The sequence below is a fragment of the Mucilaginibacter pineti genome (assembly GCF_900101875.1).
In the GTDB taxonomy this organism is placed as follows: domain Bacteria; phylum Bacteroidota; class Bacteroidia; order Sphingobacteriales; family Sphingobacteriaceae; genus Mucilaginibacter; species Mucilaginibacter pineti.
The window spans coordinates 1-25,422 of record NZ_FNAI01000026.1; the positions used below are offsets into that span (position 1 = coordinate 1).

Consider the following 25,422-nt stretch of genomic DNA (forward strand, 5'->3'; position numbering starts at 1 on the left):
CACCCGGGCGAAGACCTGCATGATGGCATTACCTTCGAGATGTTTTTGGATAAGGTGAACCACCACAAACGCGCCAACCTACTGTATGATCCATCGCATTTTGTATTACAGTGCCTTGATTACCTGGAGTATATCGATCTGTATCACGAGCGTATTAAAATGTTCCACGTAAAAGATGCTGAGTTTAACCCAACCGGGCGACAAGGCGTTTACGGCGGCTACCAGAACTGGATTGACCGTGCGGGCCGTTTCCGTTCACTGGGCGATGGGCAGGTAGATTTCAAGGGTATCTTCAGTAAATTAACCCAATACGACTTTAAAGGTTGGGCAGTACTGGAATGGGAATGTGCCCTTAAACACCCGGAAGATGGTGCCCGCGAAGGTGCCGAGTTCATCAAGAACCACATCATCCGTGTAACCGAGCGTGCTTTCGATGATTTTGCAGCATCAGGTTCTGATGACGCATTTAACAAAGAAATTTTAGGTATAAAAATCGAAGGATAAATTAATAAGCGGGATGAACATACCTAACATATCGAACCTTAAGTTTAGCGGTTCGTTGCTCAATTTAATTTGTATTCATAACCCGTGTAACTTTAACTAAAACCACAATAATAAAAATATCATTTTATGAGCAATAAAAACTTTCTTTTACTCTTTGGCCTCCATATGCTCATTTCAATTACCTGTTTTGCACAGGAGAAGAATTTGAATTTATGGTATACCAAACCCGCCAAACAGTGGGAAGAAACATTGCCCTTAGGAAACGGCCGGTTAGGCATGATGCCCGATGGGAATGTAATAAATGAAAATATTGTACTAAACGATATCACATTATGGTCGGGTGGCCCCCAGGATGCCAATAATTATGGCGCTTACAAAAGATTACCGGAGGTTAGACAGTTGATATTAGAGGGTAAAAACGATGAGGCGCAGGCCATCATCAATAAGGATTTTATTTGCAAGGGAGCGGGCTCCGGCAATGGCGACGGTGCAGATGTTCCGTTTGGAAGCTACCAATTGCTGGCTAACCTGCATCTTAAATTTGAATACCCGGAAAAAGACAGCGCGAATCTACACGTCGAAAATTATAAACGCGGTTTATCATTGAAGGATGCTATGGCAACCTGTTCTTACCGCATTAACGGGGTAACTTATACCCGCGAGTATTTTACAAGCTTTGGAGATGATGTAGATGTCATCCGGATAGCTGCGGACAAACCGGGGCAATTAAACTTTCGGGTAGCTATTGACCGGCCTGAACGTTTTATTACCAGGCGGGTAGGGGATGATCTTGAAATTACAGGACAACTCAAAAATGGGTCGGGTGGTAACGGCATGGCGTATATGGGGCGGGTAAGCGCCAGCCTCACAGATGGCCGTTTAACAAGTGACGAGAACGAATTGGTTATTGAAAAAGCCACAGAAGTAATTTTATACGTTAGCGCTAAAACAAACTGGCATGATGCTAACTATGTACTTCATCTGGCCAGCAACCTCCATTCGGCAAAATTAAAAAGCTATGAACGTCAAAAACAGCTCCATTTAATAAAATACAAAAAACTATTCAACCGGGTAGGTATTAACCTGGGGAATACTTCTGCATCAGATTTACCTACTGATGAGCGCCTGCAGGCTTTCCAGAAAGATCCGACCTCCGATCCGGGTCTGCCCGCTTTGTTTTTTCAATTTGGCAGATACCTGCTGATAAGCAGTATCCGTGTTGGCCTTTTGCCTCCAAATTTGCAGGGGTTATGGGCCAATCAAGTACAAACGCCCTGGAATAGTGATTACCACCTCGACCTTAATATTCAGATGTGCCACTGGCCGGTAGAGGTTGCGAATTTACCCGAACTGGATCTGCCGCTAACAGAATATGTTCGCAGTTTGATGAAAAATGGTGAAAGATCGGCAAAGGCTTATTATAATGCGGATGGCTGGATAGCCCATGTTTGTGCAAACGTCTGGGGCTTTACGGAGCCGGGAGAAAGTGCAAATTGGGGCTTTACCAAAGTTGGTCCGGGTTGGCTCTGCGATAATTTATGGCAGCATTATCAATTCACGGGCGACGATAAATACCTGAAAAGTATTTACCCGATACTAAAAGGGGCAGCTGAATTTTACAGCAGCGTTCTTGTTAAGGATCCAAAGTCGGGCTGGCTGGTTACATCGCCCTCATCATCACCAGAAAATTCATTCTACCTTCCCAACGGAAAAATGGCCAGTATTTGCATGGGGCCAACGGTTGACAATCAAATCGTGAGGGAATTGTTTACCAATACAATTTATGCGGCATCCCGGCTAAAGATCGACCAGGTATTTATAAATACGCTTTCGTCAAAACTGAAGCAAATTCCACCCGCAGTCCAGATTGCAAAGGATGGAAGGGTTATGGAATGGATGGAAGACTATAAAGAAACGGAGTCCACCCATCGTCACATCTCTCATTTATACGGGCTGTTCCCTGCCCCACTGATCACTCCCGAGGACAATCCGGCCTGGGCAGAAGCGTGCAAAAAAACATTGGAAGGGCGCGGCGATGACGGTACAGGGTGGTCATTAGCTTATAAAATGCTTTTTTGGGCAAGGTTGCACAACGGGGATCGTGCATTTAATTTGTTTACTACGCTCATGAGAATGACCCTGAAAACAGGGATGAATTACGGTGCCGGCGGCGGTGTTTATCCAAATCTTTTAGGGGCAGGGCCGCCGTTTCAAATAGATGGCAACTTAGGCGGTACAGCAGCTATTGCAGAAATGCTCATACAAAGCCACGCCGGATTTATTGACCTGTTGCCTGCCTTACCTGCAGCATGGAAAGCTAACGGGGAAATCCGGGGTTTTAAAGCCAGGGGTAATTATATAGTAGATATGGCATGGAGCGACGGCAAGGTTACCCATTTCAAAATTTCATCACCAACAGGAAAAAAAGTTAAAGTTAGGGTTAATGGAAAAATCGAAACCGTCAGCGTTACTCCAACACCTACTACCGTATCAATTTTATGATGCCAGTGTACAGCTTGATCGTTTACAGTAGAACCGAATGAGGTGCTAACTAATCGGCTTTTCTTAATGGATCTATTATTTGGTGCCCTTGCTTGCTGCCACGCTGTCAATCTCGTTTTGAGTGATTCCGTATTTCGCCATTCGAGTACGGTGATCGGCCGAACCCAGGTACTCGTGAAGTTGTGCATTCACAGCCTGCAGAATACCATGATTGTTTTTGCTAAATGAGAAGGCGCCCACAGGTGCTTTTCCATCTTGGCTATTCTTGAAAGGGACTGCTTCCAGTTTGGGGTTGGCATTTGCAGTGACGTGGTTTCCAACCGCTGTGGCTGCGAACGCGTCAATCTTGCCGGCAAGCAATGCGGCAGCGGCCTCTGGCTGGCTATTAAACAGCACAATCTGGCTATCGCTCACGCCAGCCAACTTTGCAGCATCGAACTGCACTTGACCGGGAATAAGCCCAAGCAACGCATCGCTGCGCATCACCACTGATTCATAGTTCGTCAGCGCCTTCGGATTGCCATGATGCACGACGAACCCGTCGCCAAGCGACCATACCGGCACGCTGAAAACCACATTCCTTGCACGTTCGGGCGTAACGAAAATGGGCACGTTCATGTCCCAGCGTCCAGTTTGGACACCTGGTAAAAGCTCCTCGAACGTAGTGAGCTGATATTCGATGGATGTTACGCCAATTGCCCGCAGTATCACTTCGGCCAGTTCGATGTCCGCACCCTTTACGAGATGGTTTTCGTCAGTCCAGTAGAAAGGCGGTTCCTCGATATATGCGATTCGCACCTTCATATCTTTATTCCACAACGTTAAAGGTAAATGTGCTGAGATTGATGAAGAACCATGTGCTGAAATTTCTGTTTCCATTTTTCTTGTCGTTATCTTGTATACTTTTTATATTTATTTTATAAGGTGGCTTTCACGATCACCGCGAATAACTTAACAGCATTCCGCGTGAATTAACTTTGCAAAGTTATGCGTATAAATAAGGCTATAACAGATACAGATTTTGGAAATTTAAGAATAACAGATTGGAAAAAAACAGGTAGTAGCCATTAAGATCGTCCATCCTTGTTACCCAACGAGGTTCGAACTCAAAAAGTAACGCTATCATGCAGAAACGTAGTCGTCTAAAACAAAACTGCTTCTAATGCAATTAGAAGCAGTTTTTTAAATTTGGTGACTCTTAGGCCGCAGTTCTCTAATACAAATAGGATGTGTATCGGTGAGGTTTTTAAGATTGCCTATATTTTCAGCGTATTGAACAACTGTTAAGATAGATTTTAGTCGATTTTTATACTGTCTATCGCTTTCTCCATTGCGTGGTCCTTAACGCCGGGTACTTTTAGTCCTTCTGCACGTAATACGGTTAGGTCGGTCATACCTAAAAAGCCAAGGAAAGCCTTCAAATAAGGCGCAACAAAATCATTGGCTTTGCCCGGCCCTTCTGAGTAAATACCACCGGAAGACATGGCAACATAAACCTTTTTTCCTGTAATCTTGCCAATGGGGCCACTTTCACCATAACCAAAAGTTATCCCGGCTCGGGTAATATGGTCAATCCAGGCTTTTAATGCCGAATGGATGGTAAAGTTGATTAGCGGCGCACCAATTACAATGATGTCTGCACCGAATAGTTGTTTAACCAACTCGTCAGAAAGGCGAACGGATTCTTTATCGGCTTCGCTTAGCTGATCTTTAGGCGTAAACATAGCGCGCAGGACGGCAGGATTTAAATGCGGAATTTCTATATCAACCAGGTTCAATTCTTCTACGGTACTGTTCGGGTATTTGTCTTGAATCTTTTCAACAATAGCGTTACCCAGCTTAATACTGTGCGATGCTGCACCTTGTATACTTGATTTTAAATGAAGGATGTGTGTCATAGTATTTACTTGATTATTTATCAACGGCAAAACTATGGTTACCAACTGGCAAAAAGTGAGTACTTACCCAAAGGTAACCACTTACATTGAGGTAAGTGATTAACTTTGCGCTATGAAAGTGATTAAAAATGAGAACCTTCCAGACAAAGCGGCTTGTGCAGGCTCGCTCAAAAACGTCCTTGATGCGCTGTATGTACTTAATGGAAAATGGAAGCTGGCTTTGATCCTTTCCCTTGTGCAATCCTCCAAGCGTTTTAACGGGATCCAGCAGGAGCTCACCGGCATATCCGCCAAAGTATTAGCTAAAGAATTAAAAGATCTGGAATTGAATGACTTTATCAAACGTAACGTATATCCAACTACGCCGGTAAGTATTATTTATGAAGCAACCGAATATAGCCGAACTTTAAAAAACGTATTAGGCGAACTAAGTGCCTGGGGTGAACAGCACCGGGAAAAAGTTAAACAAAGCATGCGGAAGCAATCCTGAGTGATAAAATGACCATGATAAGATCATATTTATGGCCGTTTCTTAATCCGAAATGACTTCCACTCTTAGATTACATCCTTAACCGTTTAGGTTCTTTATAGGCACAAAAAAAGGAAACACTAATTTAGTATTTCCTTTTGTGACCGTCCGACCGCAGTTCTCGAACACCTTTATAGAGGATTTGAAGAAAATAGCTTCTATAAATGTTTAAGTTTAATATAGAACTTTTTATTATAAGTAGTATCAATCAAAGTGTCATTATTCAATACTCACAACTATGGTGCAGAACCGCATAGGTTCTTGCTTAACTATTGCTGTTTTTTAGGCTTTTTCAAGGTGAACTCTACGAATAGAGGTAATAGCCCCAAAATGCCATATAGCCCCAAAATGCCATATTGATGATAAACAGCGGCATGGCTATGCTCACTGTTGCAGATGCTAATGTCGAATACAGGTTTTCGCCGCTCGCCTGTAATTGGCTTTTCAATATTGTAGTACCTAATAAAAGTAAAATGCCGCCTGCCATAAGTATGGTGTATCGTGTTTGCTGTTCGGCAGCTGTATTAACCCAACCCTGAAACGTTGAGGGCGGCGGCCCCATCCCCGCGAAAATGGAAAATAACAACCACGGCGCGGATAGTAACAGCGCGGTAATAACCAGTTGTTTACCGGGTTGATCTCGTTTCCAAAGCCTGGGTATGCCAAGATGATATGCCGAGAGGATCATCAAACACACATTCATTCCCCAAACGGGTAAATATATTTTATAGCTTATTGGCGCTATGCCAAAACCAATAGTCACGGTTACCGGGGGAACAAGCCACAGGTATGCCAGGCTAAGTTTTTGTTTAAACGGGACGGATTCTTTATACATCGATTTATTTTATTCCCTTTTCTAATTTGGCGTTTTGCCCGGCAAGGATTTTCCACGCACCATCGCGTTTTACCAGTACGAGCATCCTGCGAAACTCAAACGTTTCCCCGGGAAAACGTTCATCTCCATCTAAACCGGTACGCACATGGGATATAGCAAGGTTTGGATAAGGGTAGGTAATATCTTCCACCGCGCGGGTGTAATAATGGGTGGCTTTAAAATAGGTGGTATGTACCTGCTGATAATGAAATTGAATATCATCCCGCCCTTTATAATAAGCGCCAAACCAATTTACCCAGGTGGCATCAACGGTATAATTGTCTGCCAACCCTTTGGGATCATGCCGGTTCCAGGCGTCTTCATAGTTTTTGATAAGCTGCCTTATCTGCGTATTTTCCCTGGCGGTATCTGTTTGCTGGCTGTAGGCTTTAAAACCATACAACCAGCACAGACTAACTATTACTATGAACTTAAAACTACTTATCTTCATGACCCATTAATTAATAAGGGGAGTATTGGCGCCTTAAAAAGCTTTTAGTACATCAATTGGTGGCCCAACCCGTTCAAAACCGTGTTGTTTCCTGAACTCGTCCTGCTCGGCTTCGGGTTTGCCTTTCATTTGCCCTTCACTTATCGCTATAAAACATTCTTCCATTTTACCGGCTGGTTGAAAAGTGGTGAGCATGCGGCCAACACCTTCTCCTACCTTTGAAAATGCATGAGGTACACCCCGCGGACCAAACACACTATCGCCGGGCTTAACGTGATGCATTTTATCGCCCACTTTAATCACAAACTCCCCCTCCAGAATGTACCACCATTCGTCCTGGTTATAATGGAGATGCAGGTTCGGGCCGCCTTTTTTTACGCGCGATGATTCATATATGTACAAATCGCCGTCGGTATCTTTGGTTGATACCTTGGTATAAAAAGTGTCCCCGTCAAACAGGCTGATGGGTTTTTGAAAGCGGTCGGCCCCGGCATCGGTTTTATAGCCTGTTTTTTCCCGAAATCTTGCATAACTTTTAGCAATGCCGCTAATTGGGCTGGCTAAAGCAGCGCCGGTTACGGATAACATCCTGAGAAAAGTGTTGCGTTTCATGATAAGGTTTAGTTTATGAATAAATCATCTGTAGACCAGGTTGGATTTTTGGCGTAAGCCCTCCAGAAGATCTGGTCTAAATCATAGTCGAAATTGGTTTTAAAACTGCGGGTGTTGGTCAGGATCACGAAGTTAAACCCATTATCCAGACGTCCCTGTTCTGTGGCTGTACCGGGCAGGCTTCCTTGATGAAAATAGTTATTGCCGTTGATGGCCCAGCCGCACCCATAAGCTGCATTGGCTGTTGAGCCCGTATACATTATATTTAGCGAAGATGTTGTAAGGATATCCGCACGTACAGGAAATTTATCAATATAAACCAGGAACCTGGCCAGGTCGGCAGCTGTGGCAATCCATCCCCCATGCGAATCCATCCTGGTTATGTTGTATGCATAAGGATCTTCGCCGTACTGCCCGAAGTAAGTAACTTCTTTTGATAGTTTTTGGGCAAGCGTGTTACCGCCAATGGTCATATCGGCAATTCCGATTGGTTTTAACACCAATGTTTTTACTGCCTCTTCATAGGTCTGTCCGGTGATTTTTTCTATCACCCGCCCTAATATACAGTAACCAAAATTCGAGTAGTCATAGTTGGCACCCGGTACATGGTCAAGCGGGCGGTTATCTAAAGTCCAGGTGATGAGTTGTGCGGCCGTCATTGTTGGGTTGCTGAACATCGGGTCGTCAACTTCGTTTCCCCAGCCGCCGGATGTATGGTGCAGCAGTTCATCAACCGTAATATCGGTTATATGCAAACCGTAGGCTTTGGTACCGTAGGTTTTACCCAGTAAAGCGCCATCGCCAAATACTTTGTCTTCCAGCTTAATTTTACCTTGGTCAAGCAATTTCATTATGGCAACAGATGTGAACTGTTTTGAACAGCTTGCCAAGCGGTAACGATCACTGATAACGGCTTTGGTACCCTTAGCCGGATCACTTATACCATAAGCTTTCAAATAAACCAGCTTCTCTCCTTTAGTAATTGCTACAGATACTGCCGGAACGCTATAAGTGGTCATAAAGGCATTTACCTCATCATCTAAAGCGGCAATGGCAATTTTGCTGGCGATAAGCGTATCTGGTACGGGAGTAGTTCCTGTACCCGTTCCCGGGCCTGTATGAGTACTCGTATCCGTTTTAGTACCGGTATCAGTTTTAGTTCCTGAAGCCGAGTCCTTCTTGCAACTTGCAAAAAGCAACAAGCCTGCGATGGTTATTAATTTTGTGATTTTTAATGGATTCACCGAAAAGTGGCAAATTCCTGATCTATAAGTTTTTTTCATAGGTTTAAGCGTTTTTTATTTAATTATTAATTGTACCCCGGTTAAGTTCAGGGCGCCTTATAAATATTCAAAGAGACATAAACAGGCGGAAAAATACTTTTGCATTTGTTGCAAATACTTTTGATTTTGTTGCACATTTTATCTTACACGGACACCCGCATAAATTGGCCTATTTACAGTTGTATGTAAAAGAATTTATACCCGAGCCATCAAGTGCCGCGCTAACTGGAAAATTCTTCTCGTTGTATTGATAGGTAATGGTTGAGTTAATGGTAGCTGCTGGCTGGCCGCCAACGGTTATCAGTTTACCAGTGATTTTAACCGGGTTGTTTTTGCTTAGGATGGCACAGCGGCCTATCCAAAAGCGAAGCTTATCCAGATTGTATGCACCAAAACCACTAAAATCCTGGCCTATAAACTTCCAGTATTTTGAAATGGCTGCGTATGGGGAGGGTTTATCGTCGTAAGTTATTGTCAGTAATTCATCAGAAACCTGTTTGTAATCAAATCTGCTTTCACCCTGTTGAGGAACAGAAACCTTCCTTTCGTAGTCATATATTATTTTTGCCTGAGTTACGTTGTCATTGGCATCGTAGGTGAAATTAAGTTCAGTTCTGAAATACACAAAGCCATCGGCATCCTGGGAGCCGGTACCCGGCATTAAAACGGTAGTCAGGTGTTTCTTTGCATCATCGTATAAAAATTGATACATCGAATCTGTTCTCATTGAAGAGGGCGGGTTTGATGCGGTAAACAAATAATGCATAAATTGAGGGTTGCCGTCATAAATATTCCCGCTTCCACCGCTATAAGTATAGGTAATATTAATATTGCCGTAGAAGTGGTTGCCCTGGCCATCCACCGATGCACTGGGATACGCGTCAATAGCTTTGGAAGATGTAATAGTCCGCACAAAAGGTCCGTAATAGTAATTGGGGCCTGTCATTTTTGTAAGCAATCCCTTGTCGTCATACTCAAAATTACGCAACCCGAGCGCTTGGTCAACATCACTTGTAATAGTACAGGGCGAAATATTTACTACCGGTGGGGTAGGGTTATCACTGGGTTTACCGCAGCCGTACAAAACACTTAATAAGGTACAAGAAAGTAGCGCGGCAAGCATGGATCTGCCAGTGCTTTTCCTGTTTTTTCGGGGGATGTTGGACAGGGTTTGCATGTTGTTAAATGCAATTTGGTTTTGATGCGTTTTCATTTTTGGTAGATAGATTTATTTATAGATTTCTTATTGTAATATTTAAAGCCTATTTTCATCAAGTAACTTCATCACGGCCCCGTGAAAACGGATAGGGTCTTGCAGCGGACCTCCGTGACCTATGTTTGGTAACATTACCAGCCTCGCATTCGGAATCAATTTGACCATCTTTTTAAAGTGATCCCGTTTTATAAATTGCTCGTACTCGCCAAATGTAATCACAGCAGGAGCTTTGATCATCCCAAGCTCAGCAGCTGTTAAATTTGGCTCAGTGCCGTACAGTTTACTTAACGCCTTTTTTAATCCCGAAAAATTATCAGGAGTTGATGATAACCTGCGATAATTGGTTGCGGCGCGTTCCATAAAACGAGCTGCAGTTGAGGTGTCAGATGGTGCTGAATTGTATCCGGAACTATTATAATTTGCACCAAACGTAAAAAGTTTATTAACCCGTTCCGGATGGTATATGGCGAGCAAATAACCAATAATACCTCCGTCGCTCCAGCCAACAATGGAGGCATTTTTGATCTGTAGAAAGTCCATCAGCAGCAACACATCTGAGCTCATTAAGCTATAACTAAAAGGCTGGTCAGTCATGGTGCTTCTGCCATGACCCCGGCTATCAACAATAATTACCTGGTGGGTTTTCATCAGCAAAGGGACTTCAAAGCCCCACACGTCTGAACTGACAAAGCCACCATGCAAAAGAATGACCGGATCTTTCCCGTATTTATTAAAAATGGCATAATACATTTTTATATCATTTACAGGAGCTAATCCGCTTTGATTGGCAGCAGGCATAGTAGGCTCAACCGGCAGGGTTTGCCACAACGGTGTGGCTTGCTGACTTACACCATAACCAGGTATTAGCAGTAACATGATTAATATGATCCATATACTTTTCATATGTTATAATGAATTTCTATACTCCCTGTCATTTTTATTTATAAGCTTTTTCTTTTTTCTGCTGTCCATGATCAGGGTTACTATGGCAAATATGAATACGGCCAACATTGCCAGTATCTCTTTGGTATCTTTTTTGACAATGCCGTCCACTACGCAAATCGGGCCCAGCACTGCCAGGCAAATAAGGGTCGGTTTTCTCGGCAATAAAATGGCCATGGTAAATGATTTAAAAGGTTATCGGGTTTGAGGCGATTAGCAACTTATTGCACAACTATGTCGGTTTCTGCATTTAGCTCATTGTCGGTTTTAACCTTGTCCCAAATGCGAACTTTTACGTGGTAGGTTTGTCCGGCAATCATTGGTTTTGCAATAGTGATATCTCCGCGTAGTTCGGTGGCTTCAGCCGGTGGGTGGCCCTGGTCGCCGGCAAACAGATCTGCAGCGTTGAGTATAGGGGTGCCCTTTTTATCGGTAACTAAAAGCATCATTCCCGGGAAAACCTTGCCATCCTTAAGTCCATAATTATTTAAGCCAAGGGCTACTATAGCAATCCTGCTATTTATTTGCACTTTATTGTCGGTCATGCGTTTATTAGCTGGGTCGATCAATAGAACATCCCGTACTATAAAGCCATTGTAGCTGAAAGATAAGCCGGTGAGGAGGTCTTTTTTTGCACCTTTACTATAGTTGCATCCTGCAAATATCAGGCAGCTGAGTAGCACTGTAAACGGTATAGCTAAGGTTGTTTTTAGGTTTTTCATAGGTAGGTAAGCATATTAATTTGAAACGTGCCAAGCATGATCACCACACATTATAACACCGGCACCATTTCTTCACAAAGAAACATAGCCCATCATAAAACTACTTGCGCGTATGTTGCAAATGCTTTCGAGTTTGTTGCATTTTTTACCGGGAGGTAATAAACTTGCTTGAAAACGATAAATAATAGCTAAAAATTAAGCTTCTACCACTTTACTTGGGGCAAAGCCGAAATGGCGCGAGAAACTGGCCGAAAAGCTGGCAGGGCTGCCAAAGCCAACCATATAGGCTACCTCGGATACCGTTGCAACACGACGTTCTAAAAGATCGTGCGCGTATTGCAGCCGGACAATGCGAATCAGTTCTCCAGGCGCCTGGCCAATAAGGCCTTTTAGTTTGCGGTGTAATTGTGTACGGCTAAGCCCTATATCTGCAGCGAGCTGATCGGCGCTGTAACCTTCTTCGTTCAGGTGGCTTTCAACAGCCTGGCGTATGCGCGCTATAAAATCCTGCTCAATGGTTGGCAGGGCAATGGTATCTTTAAGCCAGAGGTCGCGGGTGCTGTAATGCAGGCGCAATTGCTCGCGTACGCTGATGAGGTTTTCTATAAGAGCAAGTAATTCCCGCTGATCAAACGGTTTGGCCAAATAGGCATCGGCCCCGGTTTCAATCCCTTGTATGCGGCTATCCAGATCAGCTTTTGCGGTTAGGATGATAACGGGGATATGGCTGGTTTTTTGGTCCTTTTTGAGTGTTTCGCTTACCTCGTAGCCACTTACCTTAGGCATCATCAGATCGGTAATAACCAGGTTGGGAATGTGCTGCAGACCAAGTGCTATACCTTCTTCGCCATCGGCGGCGGTAATTAACCGGTACCTGCCTGCCAGTGACTGCCGTATAAATTCCCTCAGTTCGTGATGATCCTCAATCAACAGGATAAGCGGGCTGTTTTCATCGGCAACCAATACTTCACCCGTATCAGGCATCGATATAAACACTTCATCTGTTAAGGTTTCTGCTGAAGGTATGGTAACCGCTTCGGTAGCCTGATACGGCATATTTATCCGGATCTGTGTGTATAAATCTTCAGTGCTTTCGGCCGTTATCTGGCCGCCCATCAGTTCAACCAGTTCTTTGGTAAGCGCCAGCCCAATACCCGTGCCCTCGGCCGATCGCGTATCCGATGGATCGACCTGGTAAAAGCGGGTAAAAATGTAGGGTAGCTTGGCGGTTGGGATACCTTTCCCGGTATCGGCCACCGTAAGGACGAAAGTGTTGTTAGCTGCTTCTGGATTTTGGCGCAATGCGATTTCTACACTTCCCTCGTCGGTAAACTTTATTGCGTTTGATAATATGTTTAGGACCACCTTATCCATTTTATCCCGGTCGGTCAAGATCCAAAGCGTGTCCTTGTATGCGGTAAAATTCAGCCTAATGCCTTTTTGTAAAGCCAGCGATTCGTAGGAGAGGGTGTGTCGTTTTACAAGCGACACCAGATCTATCGGTGCCAGGTTCACATCCATCAGTCCGCTTTCTACCTTGCTTAAATCCAATAGCTGGTTAATTAGCTGCAGTAAGCGTTCGGCATTGCTAATGATCAGCCTGAGATTTTTATTGGTATCCCGGTTTGGCGTATACAATAGTTCCTTTGCCGGGTTCATGATTAGTGTAAGCGGCGTTTTAAACTCATGGGTTATATTGGTAAAAAAACGCGATTTTACAGCATCCAATTCCAGTAGTTTATCGGCTTGTTCTTTAAGTTCGGCAGTACGCAGCTGTACAATTTGCTCCAGCCGGCGGGCTTCGGTGGCTATAAGTTCTGTTTTTTCGGCCTCCTGGGCAAGGGCTTGGGCCGATAGGTTTTCTACCTCCCTCAGCTTTACGGTAAGCTTTTGATTTGTGCGTGCAAAATCAAGCGCCAGATAAAGCGATAGGCAAAGCGGCAGCACTAATGAACCCGCGCCCATCACAAATAAACGCATAGCGTTAAGGTCGTAACGCCAAATAGTAAACGTATCGTCCCAGGCAAAAAAGTAAACCAGTATAATTATACCAACACCAATACCAATAAGCCAGGCATCTTTTTGTCCTCGTTTAATAACCTGCGTTGCCGACCACAGGCCATCCATCATGCAAACAAAGTACGCTACCGAAAAATAGTCTGTCCATGTCTCCACCTTAAAAACCCAAAACCTTAAAATATATTCTGTAAGATAAAATAGCGTAATGCCTGTTAAAGCAATCATACGCCAGCGTGGTATCTGGCGGTAGTTGAGCACGTAAAGTAATAGCACTGCAGCCCACATGATGAGCACTTTACAAGCAAACGTAGTAAAATCGGCAAAGTACTGCACCGAAGGGTACGGCGTTAAATAGTAGTGATAAACAGCAATGCCGTTGATGCCTATCAGCAACACAAACAGCGCGTAATATGCGTTGAGCTTTTGCCTTGGGTAAAACAGGAAGAATAAAAAGTGTAAAAGACCCAATATCAGCTGCGCTGCAGCAAACATGGGCAAATAATCAAGCAGCTGTTTACCCTCTCTTGTTTTTTCGGCACGTATTGTATAGTCACCTATAGAAAGCTGGAAGCCTAAAAAATTGGGATAAACGCCAAAGAAATTCGAATACCGCATGGTAAGCAGGTGAGGGCGGGTATCTGCAAACCAAACCGGGATTATCTCTCGCGGGGCGCGGATTGCCTCCATTTGCTGTGCCGAGTGGCCTACCTTACCGTAGCCACCTATCGGTTTACCATCTATGAACATTTCAGAAGCTCCATCATGATTAATGCGGATGAAAAACTTTTTGTTCACCAGCCCGGTATCGGCCTTTATCCATATCCCGAACCAGGCCATACCGGTCCATCGGCGGGGCGTATTGGCTTTACCAAAAATGGTATGGTGCAGGGTATCCCAGCCCAACGTGGTGGTCATATGCTGTTTACCGGTAGGTAATTCGCCCGGGTGATAAAACCAAACAGAATCATTAAGAAAAATCTGATTGAATTTACCAAAATCACTGCTGCGTATTGTAGTTACCTGCTGCCCGTACGCACAGTTTACGAGGCATAACAATGCCAGGCACACTGGCAGCATGCAAAACTTTGTGTACTTATATGAAAAAATATTTATTCTATACATACAAAATACCCCGGTAACTCCTTGTTATCAAAAATAATACTTTCAAACGGGGCTCGCAAAGGCAATTTATAACATTGACGCTCACACAATATGCGATAGCTGCAATATTGTATTTGCGCTATCATATAGCGAAACCAATAACAAGTTTGATAGTGATCAGCAGCAGTGATTGCCTTAAGCCGAAACAGGTCTTAATGCCTACGTTTTTGGCTTGCTTGATAAATATAGAACCGGCTTGGTAATGCTTACTAAGAAATAATATTTGCTGCTATTTGTTTTCTTAATAATGCATAAAATCGCCGGTAGTTTTGTAAAACAAATCCACATTTATCGCATTGTATCCTCATGGAAAAATTAATAGGGTTCGAACGAAAGACGATATTAACTACGGGTGCGGGAAACACAATCAACAAATTGGAAAATTTATAATCATATGGAAAACTTTACAATGCTCCAATTTTTTGAGTGGTATTACCCGGCAAACGGCAGTTTGTGGAACCATTTTAAGGCTGATGCCGCGAGGCTAAAAAAAATAGGAATAGATACGGTTTGGCTGCCGCCTGCACACAAGGGCATGGCCGGTGCGCAGGCAAACGGCTATGATTCTTATGACCTTTATGACCTGGGCGAATTTGATCAGAAAGGTTCGGTTGCTACTAAGTACGGTACCAGGCAGGAACTGATAGACGCCGTGGCAGCAGGTAAAGCTGCCGGCCTCAAAGTTTATGCGGATATCGTGCTGGACCACATGGGCGGCGCGGACGAAAAAGAAACTGTCGTGGTCAGAAAAGTGAATCCAGAGAACCGCAATGAGTTTATCAGCGAACCTTACGAGATAGAAGCCCTTACCAGGTTCACCTTTCCCGGCCGCAACGGCAAATACTCGCAATTTATCTGGGACCATAAATGTTTTGCAGGTGTTGATTACGATGCGCGCACCGATGAAACCGCTGTATTCAATATTCAGCATGAATCGCGCGGGGGCTGGCAACAGGTGATGTCAAAAGAAAATGGCAATTATGATTTCCTGATGCTGGATGATATCGATCTCCGCAATCCCGAAGTGCGCGAAGAACTAAAACGCTGGGGGAAATGGTATTATGAAACCGTAGGTTTTAACGGTTTTCGTTTAGATGCCATTAAGCACATGGATCCAACATTCTTTAATGAATGGCTGGATTACTTAAGGGCAGAAACCGGTCATGAACTTTTCACCGTGGGAGAATATTGGCAGCCTTATGATTTGCAGCCGATGCTGGATTATATTGAAGCAACAGGCGGCCGTATGTCTTTATTTGATGCGCCCTTGCAAGGTAATCTCCATAAGGCTTCCAATGAAGGAAAAGATTATGATCTGCGTACCATTTTTGATAACACGCTGGTACAGGCCAACGCCGATCTTGCGGTAACGCTGGTTGAAAATCACGATACGCAGCCGCTGCAATCCCTTGAACAACCCGTGCAAGCATGGTTTCGCCCGCTGGCCTACGCGCTTATTCTGCTTCGCGCAGAAGGTTACCCTTGTGTGTTTTACACAGATCTGTATGGCTCTACGTATGAAGATAAAGGAAGTGACGGTGAAGATCATAAAGTTACCCTGGCCAAGGTAGATGAACTGGAAGCATTGCTTTATGTACGCAAAAAACTGGCTTATGGTGAGCAGCGGGATTATTTCGACGATCCAAACTGCATTGGCTGGACAAGGGCCGGCCATGAAGAACATCCAAACTCGGGTTGCGCGGTACTAATTTCTAACGGCGATGAAGGTGCTAAAAGTATGGAAGTAGGCGTGCAGTTTTCGGGAAATGTTTTCGTTGACTCTTTGAATAAAGTGGCAGATGAGATCACTATTAACGAGGGGGGCTGGGGGGATTTTAAAGTTAATGCAGGCTCGGTTTCGGTTTGGATTTTAAAGTAACAAATGGGGGCGGATTTTTTATTTGGTGACGGTATTTTCATTATAAGTAAATAAATAACTGAAAAATTAATAATTGTATAGAATAGCTGAATTTTGATTGGTAATACAGACAACCTATGAAAAATACTGTCTGCATTGGCTGCGGGGCTTTAAGCTACTTTTAAACAAATGTAAATAATGTGATATGGCGTTCTTTTTGCTTGTGAAAAATCATCTTGCAAACCGCAGATATTTAGCTCTTATACATTGAAAGCAAAAACACGCATAGCAATATTGGGCGGTGGCCCCAGTGGATTATTTATGTTCAAACGCCTGGTTGATTGGGGGAAAACGGATATAGAGATCCACGTATTTGAAAAAAACAAGGAACTGGGTTCGGGTATGCCCTACAGTGCCGACGGTGCTAACGATGAACACGTAACCAACGTATCCGGAAATGAGATACCAGAACTGGTAACGCCGCTGGATGCCTGGATCAGAACGGTTTCACGGGATACGCTGAACAAGTTTCATATCAACCCCGAAAACTTTAATGAATATAAGGTATTACCTCGCCTCCTGTTCGGTCAATATCTTTCGGCAGAGTTTGGGATGCTGCAGCAACTGGCAAAAGAAGCAGGTATTGATTTTACGATACACTATGGCTTTGAGATAAAGGATATTAAAGACTATCCCAAACAGGAAGTAATAGAAGTAATAGCGGCAGATAAACAGACCTTTGAAGTTGACGTGGCTGTATTATGCACCGGCCACCGTTGGCCCAAAAGGCGTGAGGGAAAAGTAACAGGTTATTTCGATTCGCCCTATCCGCCGCTCAAAATCGCATTGCAGCTTAATCATCCCGTGGCAATAAGAGGCTCATCGCTTACCGCTGTTGATGCCATTCGCACTTTATCCCGCTATAACGGTATCTATGAGAAGGATGAAGAGGGTAAACTACATTACAAGCTTTATAAGGAGAGCAAGGGCTTTAGCATTATGATGCACTCACGTAACGGGATGCTGCCCGCTGTGAGGTTTCATCTGGAAGATTCGCACCTGTCAAACAGTTCCCTGCTTAGCACCGATGAAATCGCAGAACATATTAAAGCCAACGATGGTTACCTGTCGCTCGATTATATTTTTGAAAAAGATTTTAAAGAGATCTTTAAGGAAAAAGACCCCGGTTTTTACGAAAAGATCAAAGACAAAAGCATAGAGCAATTTGTAGAAATGATGATGGCCGAACGAGAAGCAGCGGATGCCTTTGAACTGATGAAAGCAGAATATGCAGAGGCCGAACAATCCATCAAACAAAGGAAATCTATATTTTGGAAAGAGATGCTGGGTGTACTTAGCTTTGCTATGAATTATCCCGCCAAACACCTGTCAGCAGAAGATATGCTGCGGCTCCAAAAAACATTGATCCCGCTCATCTCTATCGTTATTGCCTATATTCCGCAAAGTTCCTGCGATGAAATGCTGGCCCTTCATGAAGCCGGTTTGTTGGATATTGTGGAAGTTGGAGATGACGGCAGGGTGGAACCCGGGGATGAGGGAGGTGCAACCTATCATTACTACGGAAAAGATGGTAAAAGTCGTTCCGTGTTTTATAAAACTTATGTTGATTGTATTGGTCAGCCGCATTTAAACTTTGAGGATTTTCCGTTTGAAAGCCTCGTAAATAAAAAAACTATTAGCCCGGCAAGTCTTAAATTCAGGTCGACGGATGAGGGGAAACATATGATGGAGGCAGGTAATAAATTGATTAAACAAGATAATTCTGGCAATTATTACCTACAGGTGCCCGGTATAGCTATTAACGACAACTTCCAGGTGGTTGACGAATATGGGGCGTTGAACGAACGCATTTATATCATGGCCGTTCCCTATATAGGTGGTTACAACCCAGATTATTCCGGTCTCGATTTTTGCGAGGAAGCATCGGAAAAGATCATTAAAAGTATGTTTGAAAACTAAACTGGCATGTTCCTTGCAAACGTTACCGAAAACAATCTACCATGGAAACTACAGAAAACATCGAAGTATTAAATGATCTTATTGAGATCAACAACGACCGCGTAGCGGGTTTTGAAAAAGCTATTGCTGATATTAAAGACGAAAATGTCGACCTGAAAACATTGTTCCAGGAATATTCGGCACAAAGCCGTAAAAATAGCCAGGAACTTACCGCTTTGGTGGCAGGCAACGCCGGCGAAGCCGAAACAGGAACCAGCGTAAGCGGTAATTTACACCGCGCCTGGATAGATGTAAAATCGCTGTTTGGCGGAAGCGACCGTAAAAGTATTTTGGCCGAGGCCGAAAGAGGTGAAGATGCTATCAAAAAAGCATACAAAACCGCTTTAACAGAAGGAGAACTGCCTGCTGCAGCACTGCAAACTGTTACAGATCAGGCGCAGGAAATTAATGCTGCTCATGACAGGATAAAAGCCCTGCGCGACGCGGCATAATCCTTAAAACCCTACAAAAGAGAGCTGCCTTTAACAAGGCGGCTCTTTTAATTTTTAAAAGCATGATACAACAAGCACAGCCCAAACTTTTCCTGTTATTATTAGGCTCCAAGGCGCCGGGGCGTAACGTGGAGCAGCACGACTATTTTTTTGGGATAGCAAATAATTTAAAAGAACTTATCCCATCCGTTAAAGCCTTTTGGCCAGAAGCCGGCAATAGTATTCATCTTGATGGCTGGCGTGAGGTAAATACTGTAGAAGGGTATGCTATAAAGGTGGTGCTAAAAGAAGAGATAGGCAAGCCTCCACAAAAAAAACTATTTTTCATCAACCTTGGTGGCTATCAATCCGGGAAACTGGAAGAGCAGCATTATACGTTGATAACCATTCAGCAAGACCGGGCTGCGGCTGTTCAGCACGCTAAAAGAACCATATTCTTTAAAACCAATACCATTAAAGGCGCGGGCGCTCATATCGATGAAAAGTATGGTATCGATGTAGATGATATATACCGGATAGAGGATATCCTGGCTCCGTGGGAAAAGGAAAAATACCATATCCTGATCACCCCGGCAGAAAATCTAATGCCTGATGAAATTCATTTAGGATATTTTAAACTGGATAAGATCAAATAAACAATGGCGGTAACAAACCAATGCCTTCCTGAATCAATGGGTAAAACTGAGGCAAAGAGGTCAGCTTCTCTTGATCAAAATTAATATGAGCCGGCACCCCGGGAAAGCAAGCGCTTGTTGCCGACTATGACTAATGGCGGGCAATAGTTTCGCCCAGAAGTTTTAAAGCTTATCAGAAAAGCTGTTCCGGCACCAATAAAAAAGTCTTGATCGTGCCCATAAGTTTTTCCTTAGGTTAATTAAGTATAGTGCCATCCATAGACAAACAATTTGTATGCATAGCGGTTTTATGTCAGTAACGCTGAAATTTTAACCAATTGACCGCAAAAACAACAACATCGGGATCTGAATTTCCCGCCGCTAAAATAATGCTGATCCTGGGGCTTGCTTTACTGCTGACTGCCGAGGGATTCTTCGGCTATCGTTTGCGCGAATTATCTGCCCGGCAGGAAACGATAAAAGCAGATCACGCTAACATTAACAATATATCGTTTGGGTTGCTCTCCGTAGAAAACTGGAGAAACCAGGTATCCGGCATCATTAACCGGCAGGTAAAACATTTTAAACTCAGCGCAACACAAAAAAAGGAGTTGCAAACAGAAGTAGAAGAAGTATTAAATGCGCTGGTTGATAAAGCGGAGGCTATGGTGGACAAAAAACCGCAAAGCCTGGCCGGCAAGATCCGTAAGCTGGTGGTGAAAACTTTTGTAAAAACAGATAAGATCAGAGCGCAGGTGCCGGCTTTTGCCCGTTCCATTATTGCCAAAGCGGATAACCCGGATCAAAAATCCAAGCTTAGTGATCTGGCCATCACTAAGTTTAACGACATGCAACATAGCGGTAGTATGGACAGCACCCTCAACGCTAATCACGCGCTTTTTGAAAGTATGTACCGCAAATATCATGTAAATTCTACCGAACAGCTTAATCAACAACTGGACAAGCTTTTGCAGCAGATAAGGGTGGAAATGTACAAGTATTGTTTTGGCATGCTGGGCTGTATCCTGGTGGTATTAGCTTTATGGTGGTTTATGCGCAAAAGGGTTGAGCTGCACGGCACGCTGTTCATTATGTCATTGCTCTTCGCCTTCATCCTGCTGGCTGTTGGCCTCAGCGCTTCTATGATAGAGGTGGATTGCCGTATTAAAACACTTGATTTTGTACTACTGGGTGAGCATGTAATGTTTAAAGATCAGGTGCTTTTTTACGAAAGCAAAAGCATCCTTGGCGTGGTGGAAGTACTGATCAAACAACCAGCCATCGATTCCATCGCAGTAGGCGTCCTGATCCTCTGTTTCAGCATCCTGTTCCCGGTGATGAAACTGAGTTCTACCGGGATCCATTTGTTAAGTAAACGCAAGCTGGCCGAAAACAGGATCATTAAATATTTTGCTTTCCAATCTGGCAAGTGGAGCATGGCAGATGTAATCGTGATCGCCATCCTGATGACCTATATTGGCCTAAACGGCCTTCTGGACAGCCAGCTTGCCATGTTAAACATCCGTGGCAATGACCTGACGCTCATAACCACTAATAATACAGCCCTGCAGCCTGGTTATATTATATTCATCAGTTTTGTGTTATATGGGCTTATCCTCTCTACCATCTTAAAGTACATCACCCCACATGACGCCCATTAAATGAAACATACAGTATTCCATATTATTTTACTCATCGGGCTGAGCATATTACTGGCCGGCGCGGCCTTTTCAGGCTACCGCCTGCAAAAGCTTTCTGCCGAACGTGAACAGGTAAAAGAAGACTACAGCCTTTCCAACAGCGTTACCTTCGGCCTGTTTTCTATTGACCAATGGCGCGACCGGATCAGCGAAGTGATGAACCACCAGGTGGAGGGCTATCATATTACGCCGCAGCAGCAAAAAGAGTTGAAAATAACCGTTGAAAAAGAACTGCATGCGCTGGTGAGCAAAACAATAGCCGAAATTAACCAACCAAAAAAAGGCCTGGGTAACAAATTGAAAAAGCTGGCATTTAATACCCTGGTTGATTCGGCGGAGATACAAGCCCAGGTTAAACCCTTTGCCAAAACTATTGTAGCAAAAGTAAGCAGCCCGGAAAGTCAGGAACGCTTAAAAAGCATTGCAGGCAGTAAGATCGGCCAGTTAACCAAGCAGATCTATGACAGCACAAGCGTGTCCAATTACACGGTAACCAAATATGTTTATAAGAAATACAAAGTATCCGATCCCATCACCTTCAACAACCGCATTAACGAGCGCCTGGCGGAGATTAAAAAGGCAACCCAACAATGCACCACCGCCTTGCTTGGTTTTGTGCTGGCAGCACTGCTGCTTTGGCTGGCCTTACGCAAGCAGGTACACCTGCAGACAGCCCTGTTCGTTTTTGCCTTACTTTTTGCTTTGGTGTTGTTAGCAGTGGGTAGCCTGGTGCCGGTGATAGAGGTAGATGCCCGCATCCAGTCGCTGGATTTGCTGTTGCTGGGAGAAAAAGTACAGTTTCAGAACCAGGTATTGTTTTATCAAAGCAAGAGCATATTGGGTATTGTGGAAACCCTCATAGGCCAGCCCAAGCCCGACGCCATAATCGTAGGCATTCTGATCTGCCTGTTCATCTTATTATTGCCCCTGGTGCGGCTGGTGGCCAAAGGCATACACGTGTTAAACCCAAAGCTTACAGCCAATAATAAAGCGCTGCATTACCTTACTTTTGAACTGCATAAATGGGATATGGCCGACGTGATGATCGTGGGTATGCTCATGACCTATATCGGCCTTAACGGTATCCTGAAAAGCCAATTGTCGAATCTGAATATCCATAACGACTCGCTCAACGTTGTAACTGTAAACGGTACATCGCTTCAGCCGGGTTATTTTATCTTTACGGCTTATGTGCTTTTTTCTTTTCTGCTATCTTATATCTTAAAACGTATTGATGCAAAGGATCGGAAAATGAAAGGTGATTGACCACAGGCCATTTTGATATTACGATCTGTTACGCTGCATCTATAATGCTAATTTCGGTCACTTTCAACGTGTTTTTCTGCAATAAAGCTTTTAAGCTCTGCCTTATTGGTAATCGTTTTCTTTTCGTAATGTTCCAAGTGAAAGTTTTCCAGCTTTTGTAACAGGTACTGCAAAGTGAATTTTTCAGCAGTAGTTAATTTACCGGTGATCATTTTACTTACATTGTTCATGTCTGCAAATACCTGGTAAAGTAATGTTTTGCCTTCATCAGTGATGGCTATATGTTTGCTCCTTTTATCCTTCAAATCGTCCCATTGTCTTACGAGTTTCGCGCTGATCAGGCGCCTGATCACTTCCGTGCCCGATGTTTTCTCCTGTAAATTGTGACTGATCAGTTCGGTTTTTGATAAGTGGTCATGGGTAAGCAAAATGGCAAGGGCTGTAAAATCTTCTGCAGTTTGCAATAGGGTACCGTCCAGCGCCTTTTTAATATAGAACTTTGCGTAGCGGCTCATAAACACGAATAACCGGCCGATATTGTTGTCGAGTTGATAAGCAATGTCCAACGCAGCACGATCGTGATCTCCAAACCTTACTTCACTGTTAACATGGTTCAAGGTTGTGTCACCAACTTTATTCAGCAGGAAACCCGTAAAATCCTGGATGGAAACCTCCTGTCCCGGAGTTTCTTCTTCTAATTGCTCCACGAGGTTTATTAGCTGATGAATAAGTTGGTATGATTTCATGTTTTTTTGCTTTTAACGCGGTCAGGGTTTCGCATTTTAAAAGTGGCGTATGCTTCCCTGTGCAAAGTACGGGTATCATTCCTGGGTTTAAAACTTTTTAGCAGGTTTAATGTCCTGATCAAAGTAAGTTTGTAAACGGACAGATCGGGCGCTTCGATAGCCAGCATGTCAGCAATTTCGCTTCCAAGCAAATGACGCATTAAGCCCAATATATCTTTGCCGGTAGCCTTGCTTTTGTTGATCGCCAGAATGTGTTTGGTAAGGGATGTTGTCAGCTCTTGCCCGTGGATAGAGCTGCGGAAGTGACGACGTTTGATAGCTGAATCTAACTGCTGGGCCATTTTTGAGTTTCCGGGGATCAGGTCTTCGTCCAGCCCCATCAAATAGCCAATAACCGCCCAATGATGGATAAACGCGGCCTGATCTGCCTGGCTAACGTTAAAGCCCAACAGCCGGAGGCCGCGGATCACGATCAGTGAGAAGGAGAGGTTGGTGCCGGCCATGTCCTCCTGGTTAACAGGCACGCCCCAGGAGTCGTCCCATTTACCGCTTTGTAGGGTATAGTACCGAACCGCAGCATGCATAACGCGTACTTTTAAGACCACTTCATAAGCATTCCCTTCCTGTTCGAAAGCATCTGGTGCCATTACTTCCCACACGAATACCGCTGTATCATATAACCGTTTTGTGGTTTGTTTGCGGATCAGTTCGGAGAGGTATAAAACCATAGCGCCATTTGCGGCAGTATAACAATACGGAAGAGATAAGAGGCCCAGCAAACTCATGATCACTTCTGCGTGCCTGGCAAAGAACGCGGCACCAGCTTTCATTAACCGGGGCTTCGCCCATAACGGTAGTTCCTGCGCTTTACTGATAAATGCAAACTCAGGGTAGGCTTTTTGTAAAAACGTTAAGCTGCTGTCGGCGTCTGAGCTACTGATCCATTGTTGCAATTGCAGTTTTCTATCCGCATTTTCAAAAACGTGCGCTATAAATCTATCAGCCGGTGGGTCCCCCGAAAGTCTTTTGAGATTTAAAAACGCGTTATCATAAATCTTGTGGTCTTTTATCATTAACGGGCTAAATTTAATTGATTAGAGTATTGCCTGTAACTGCTTTTTACCTGGGTAAAACAAATCTTTAACCATTCCGTGTAATGATCGGGATTATTTTCAAGATCTACTTCCAGCGTGCCCAGATCCAGATACCTGAAAGCAGCGGCTTCTGCAGCGTTAGGTGAGGGCAAAACATCGGTCGTGCCAAAATAAACATGATCATATTCGTACTCAATGATCCCTTTTTGTACCGTTTTGCAATACGTAAAACTGAAAGCAAAAGTTAAAGAACAGTGAAGCCCCATTTCCTCAGGCAGTCTTCGGTTTGCGGCTGCAAAAGTATCCTCGCCCGGCCGGGGGTGACTACAGCAGGTGTTGGTCCATTTGCCGCCGGAGTGATATTTTTCCGGGGCTCTTTGCTGCAATAACAATTCACCCCTCGAATTGAAAATAAAAACAGATAATGCACGATGCAATTTGCCCTTTACATGCGCCTCCATTTTTTCCATGGTACCGACTATTTGATCAGATTCGTCTACCAAGATCACGTGTTCATTTATCTCCATGTATTCGTTATTATCATTATCGCCAAACAAATAGTTACATATAGTACCATATTGTACTATATGTAAATATATGATACAATATGGTATTTTACCAAATTGTTTTAAATGTTCATGAGTGAAATGAATTGATGTCGTTTTGGGGAAACTGTGTAAAAAAGCTTAAAGAAAAGGGTGACGTGGTCAGTATAGAGGCCCAGTCACCTACACTGCACAGTAGCGAAGAGAGCAGGTGGGACTATAAAGTTGTGCTGGTGTTCAAGAATGCACACCTGGCATTGGATTATAGCATTGTCGAGCCTTTCAAAAAAGAGCTGTTCCCGGATCAGGTCGCTTACAAGAAAGAAGAACAGCAGCGCTGGGAACTGGTTGTAGCGCATTGGGATGTGCTGGTAGAAAGTGTTCCGCTCAATTAAGCAGGATTTCAGTCCTTTAA

Annotated in this window: 24 protein-coding genes; 10 read left to right on the forward strand and 14 right to left on the reverse strand. The window is 43.9% G+C overall.

The genetic code is table 11. From position 1 onward, the window contains the following. A partial coding sequence (locus tag BLS59_RS29795) for a sugar phosphate isomerase/epimerase family protein (RefSeq protein WP_143014282.1) occupies window positions 1-504 on the forward strand: 504 nt, incomplete at its 5' end. A gap of 126 nt (window positions 505-630) precedes the next feature. Further along, entirely contained in the window at window positions 631-3,006 is a 2,376-nt protein-coding gene (locus BLS59_RS29800; protein ID WP_091157323.1) for a glycoside hydrolase family 95 protein, read from the forward strand. 75 nt (window positions 3,007-3,081) lie between these two features. On the opposite strand, the gene BLS59_RS29805 is transcribed toward BLS59_RS29800, so the two are convergent. Both BLS59_RS29805 and BLS59_RS29810 read right to left on the reverse strand, forming a co-directional pair. Next, a complete protein-coding gene (locus tag BLS59_RS29805) occupies window positions 3,082-3,885 on the reverse strand; it encodes a transporter substrate-binding domain-containing protein (protein ID WP_205411388.1) in 804 nt (267 codons plus the stop codon). Window positions 3,886-4,301: 416 nt separating this feature from the next. Continuing rightward, window positions 4,302-4,904 carry an FMN-dependent NADH-azoreductase gene (locus BLS59_RS29810; RefSeq protein ID WP_091157330.1) on the reverse strand — a complete coding sequence of 201 codons (603 nt, stop codon included), beginning with the start codon at window positions 4,902-4,904 and terminating at the stop codon, window positions 4,302-4,304. Between the two features lie 112 nt (window positions 4,905-5,016). On the opposite strand from BLS59_RS29810, the gene BLS59_RS29815 reads away from it, so the two are divergent. Then, a complete protein-coding gene (locus BLS59_RS29815; protein WP_091157333.1) occupies window positions 5,017-5,394 on the forward strand; it encodes a winged helix-turn-helix transcriptional regulator in 378 nt (125 codons plus the stop codon). 343 nt (window positions 5,395-5,737) lie between these two features. Here the strand turns inward: BLS59_RS29815 and BLS59_RS29820 are convergent, their stop codons facing one another. The 9 genes from BLS59_RS29820 to BLS59_RS29860 form a co-directional block, all read right to left on the reverse strand. Then, the gene (locus tag BLS59_RS29820; protein WP_091157336.1) at window positions 5,738-6,268 is read right to left on the reverse strand and encodes a hypothetical protein; all 531 of its coding nucleotides are present in this window, start codon (window positions 6,266-6,268) and stop codon (window positions 5,738-5,740) included. A gap of 4 nt (window positions 6,269-6,272) precedes the next feature. Continuing rightward, on the reverse strand, window positions 6,273-6,758 hold the full coding sequence (locus BLS59_RS29825; RefSeq protein WP_091157339.1) for a YybH family protein: 486 nt from the start codon (window positions 6,756-6,758) through the stop codon (window positions 6,273-6,275). 33 nt (window positions 6,759-6,791) lie between these two features. Beyond that, complete coding sequence (locus tag BLS59_RS29830; protein ID WP_091157342.1) at window positions 6,792-7,370, reverse strand: cupin domain-containing protein; 579 nt, start codon at window positions 7,368-7,370, stop codon at window positions 6,792-6,794. 8 nt (window positions 7,371-7,378) lie between these two features. Beyond that, window positions 7,379-8,653 (reverse strand): serine hydrolase domain-containing protein, encoded by a 1,275-nt coding sequence (locus tag BLS59_RS29835; RefSeq protein WP_091157345.1) that lies wholly within the window; start codon window positions 8,651-8,653, stop codon window positions 7,379-7,381. A 169-nt stretch (window positions 8,654-8,822) separates the two neighbouring features. Continuing rightward, window positions 8,823-9,866 carry a hypothetical protein gene (locus tag BLS59_RS29840; protein ID WP_091157350.1) on the reverse strand — a complete coding sequence of 348 codons (1,044 nt, stop codon included), beginning with the start codon at window positions 9,864-9,866 and terminating at the stop codon, window positions 8,823-8,825. Window positions 9,867-9,908: 42 nt separating this feature from the next. Further along, a complete protein-coding gene (locus BLS59_RS29845; protein WP_162842815.1) occupies window positions 9,909-10,745 on the reverse strand; it encodes an alpha/beta fold hydrolase in 837 nt (278 codons plus the stop codon). A gap of 30 nt (window positions 10,746-10,775) precedes the next feature. Beyond that, entirely contained in the window at window positions 10,776-10,988 is a 213-nt protein-coding gene (locus BLS59_RS29850; RefSeq protein ID WP_091157356.1) for a hypothetical protein, read from the reverse strand. Window positions 10,989-11,032: 44 nt separating this feature from the next. Beyond that, window positions 11,033-11,533: a hypothetical protein gene (locus BLS59_RS29855; protein WP_091157360.1), complete on the reverse strand. Its 501-nt coding sequence runs from the start codon at window positions 11,531-11,533 to the stop codon at window positions 11,033-11,035. Between the two features lie 195 nt (window positions 11,534-11,728). After that, complete coding sequence (locus BLS59_RS29860; protein WP_162842816.1) at window positions 11,729-14,629, reverse strand: ATP-binding protein; 2,901 nt, start codon at window positions 14,627-14,629, stop codon at window positions 11,729-11,731. Between the two features lie 478 nt (window positions 14,630-15,107). On the opposite strand from BLS59_RS29860, the gene BLS59_RS29865 reads away from it, so the two are divergent. The 6 genes from BLS59_RS29865 (at window position 15,108) to BLS59_RS29890 (ending at window position 22,622) form a co-directional block, all read left to right on the forward strand. Beyond that, complete coding sequence (locus BLS59_RS29865) at window positions 15,108-16,592, forward strand: alpha-amylase (RefSeq protein ID WP_091157367.1); 1,485 nt, start codon at window positions 15,108-15,110, stop codon at window positions 16,590-16,592. Window positions 16,593-16,838: 246 nt separating this feature from the next. After that, window positions 16,839-18,551 carry an FAD/NAD(P)-binding protein gene (locus tag BLS59_RS29870; RefSeq protein ID WP_091157373.1) on the forward strand — a complete coding sequence of 571 codons (1,713 nt, stop codon included), beginning with the start codon at window positions 16,839-16,841 and terminating at the stop codon, window positions 18,549-18,551. A 41-nt stretch (window positions 18,552-18,592) separates the two neighbouring features. After that, entirely contained in the window at window positions 18,593-19,042 is a 450-nt protein-coding gene (locus tag BLS59_RS29875) for a PA2169 family four-helix-bundle protein (protein WP_091157376.1), read from the forward strand. A gap of 62 nt (window positions 19,043-19,104) precedes the next feature. Beyond that, window positions 19,105-19,677, forward strand: coding sequence for a DUF1543 domain-containing protein (locus tag BLS59_RS29880; RefSeq protein WP_091157379.1), 573 nt, complete (start codon window positions 19,105-19,107; stop codon window positions 19,675-19,677). Window positions 19,678-19,994: 317 nt separating this feature from the next. Beyond that, entirely contained in the window at window positions 19,995-21,317 is a 1,323-nt protein-coding gene (locus BLS59_RS29885) for a paraquat-inducible protein A (protein WP_240315387.1), read from the forward strand. Next, window positions 21,318-22,622: a paraquat-inducible protein A gene (locus BLS59_RS29890; RefSeq protein WP_091157384.1), complete on the forward strand. Its 1,305-nt coding sequence runs from the start codon at window positions 21,318-21,320 to the stop codon at window positions 22,620-22,622. A gap of 47 nt (window positions 22,623-22,669) precedes the next feature. Here BLS59_RS29890 and BLS59_RS29895 read toward each other — a convergent pair whose 3' ends face one another. The 3 genes from BLS59_RS29895 to idi are packed head-to-tail and all read right to left on the reverse strand — an operon-like array spanning window position 22,670 to window position 24,989. Further along, window positions 22,670-23,368 (reverse strand): MarR family winged helix-turn-helix transcriptional regulator, encoded by a 699-nt coding sequence (locus BLS59_RS29895; protein WP_091157387.1) that lies wholly within the window; start codon window positions 23,366-23,368, stop codon window positions 22,670-22,672. Continuing rightward, the gene (locus tag BLS59_RS29900; protein WP_091157390.1) at window positions 23,365-24,441 is read right to left on the reverse strand and encodes an oxygenase MpaB family protein; all 1,077 of its coding nucleotides are present in this window, start codon (window positions 24,439-24,441) and stop codon (window positions 23,365-23,367) included. The genes BLS59_RS29895 and BLS59_RS29900 overlap by 4 nt, the downstream gene beginning before the upstream one ends. Next, entirely contained in the window at window positions 24,441-24,989 is a 549-nt protein-coding gene (idi, locus tag BLS59_RS29905; RefSeq protein WP_091157427.1) for an isopentenyl-diphosphate Delta-isomerase, read from the reverse strand. The genes BLS59_RS29900 and idi overlap by 1 nt, the downstream gene beginning before the upstream one ends. A gap of 128 nt (window positions 24,990-25,117) precedes the next feature. On the opposite strand from idi, the gene BLS59_RS29910 reads away from it, so the two are divergent. Beyond that, complete coding sequence (locus tag BLS59_RS29910) at window positions 25,118-25,402, forward strand: hypothetical protein (RefSeq protein ID WP_091157394.1); 285 nt, start codon at window positions 25,118-25,120, stop codon at window positions 25,400-25,402. Window positions 25,403-25,422 lie beyond the last annotated feature (20 nt).